At 67.9% G+C, this 1,528-nt stretch carries 1 protein-coding gene; it reads right to left on the minus strand.

All coding sequences use genetic code 11. The annotated features are described in order from the left end of the window. Positions 1-241 precede the first annotated feature (241 nt). The gene (locus IEX31_RS18370; protein WP_188744833.1) at positions 242-1,492 is read right to left on the minus strand and encodes an ATP-binding protein; all 1,251 of its coding nucleotides are present in this window, start codon (positions 1,490-1,492) and stop codon (positions 242-244) included. Positions 1,493-1,528: the final 36 nt, after the last annotated feature.

The raw sequence follows: 1,528 nt of genomic DNA on the forward strand, positions 1-1,528 counted from the left end.
ATGATGACCGTTTCGCCGGCCGCGGCCATGTCGACCAGCCGCGAGAAGTGCGTCTTCGCATCGTGGATGTTGACCGGGTCCATGTCGCCTCCGAGTCCGCCGCGATGGTGGACTAAGTGTACCGGACTAAGCATCGCATCGGCGCAACGCCTGCACGCGCAGGCATTCAGCGATGACGGATGTCGCGGGCCGACGGTGGGCGAGGGCGTCGGCTGCGTTCGTCATGGCTGAGATTTCGCGATCACAGCTCCCACAGCGCCGGCACGGGCACCGCCCAGATGCGTTCGCCGAACGGGACGGCGCGCTGGGCCGTGTTCAGCACGATGCCCGCGATGAAGCGTTCGCCGAGGCGATCGCGAAGCCCTTTCAGACCGGAGAAGTGCTCCGGTTTCGCGGTCGCGCCCGACTTCACCTCGATCGCGATCACCCGGCCGTCGTCGAGTTCGGCGATGACATCCACCTCGAGGCCGGCACGGTCGCGGAAGTGGAACAACTCGAACGGATGACTCGCCCAGCGGGATTGCTTCTGGAGTTCGGCCACGACGAATCCCTCGAGTTGCCCGCCGAGATGTGGGGCGCCAGTCGGGCGTGCGAGCGCGTCCGCCGTCAGTCGTGCGAGCCGCGCCGCGAGCGCCGAATCGGTGACGATCGCTTTGGGCCTTCCCACCTCGCGACTGGTGAGGTTCGGCGTCCATGGGCGCAGCAGTCCGACCAGGAACAGCGCCTGGAGGAGGTCGAGGCCGACGGTTGCGGCTGTCTCCGGCATCGCCGCATCCCGGGAGAGGCGGGACTTGACGAGCTCGCCCGCCTGCCCCGCCGCGACCAGTCGAAGCAGCGCTGCGAGCCGGCCCGGATCGGATGCGCGCGTGAGTTCCCTGGAGTCCCGTGTCAGGAGCCGATCGGTGTAGGCGTCAAGCCACGCATCGCGCATTCGCGTGGAGAGAGTCTGGAGCTCGGGGTACCCGCCGATGATGATCCGGTCGATCACATTGCGGCGGTCGATGTCGGTCTCGAAACCTGACAGGACATTCGGGGCGGCTGAGACCCGGGAAACGAAGTCGTCGACCCGACCGGCGGTTTCTCCTTGGCTGAAGCCGTCGAGGCGCACGGTGACGGCGCGTCCGGCCAGGCTCTCGGGAGCGCCCGGCATCCGGAGCAGGTCGCTCGACCCGGTGAGCAGGAAGCGGCCGGCGCGGCGGTCACGATCGATCGCGGCCTTGATGGCGAGCAGCAGTCCGGGAGTCCGCTGCACCTCGTCGATCGCGAGCAGCCCCGTCCCGGCCTGCGCGACGAAGGTGGCGGGATCACCGATCGCCGCGGCGCGCACATCATCGTCATCCAAGGTGACGATCGTCGCCGGCTTCGTGCTCGCGAGTTGGCCGGCGAGCGTGCTCTTCCCGACCTGACGCGCACCTTCGATCACGACAGCAGGGAACGTCTCCATCGCTTCGGCGGCGAATCCGGCGATGTGCCGCTGCCGTAGTTCGGTCATGGCACGATGGTACGTCAGCAGCTCACGGATTCGCAG

It is taken from the genome of Agromyces bauzanensis, from assembly GCF_014645655.1.
GTDB classification, from domain to species: Bacteria; Actinomycetota; Actinomycetes; order Actinomycetales; family Microbacteriaceae; genus Agromyces; species Agromyces bauzanensis.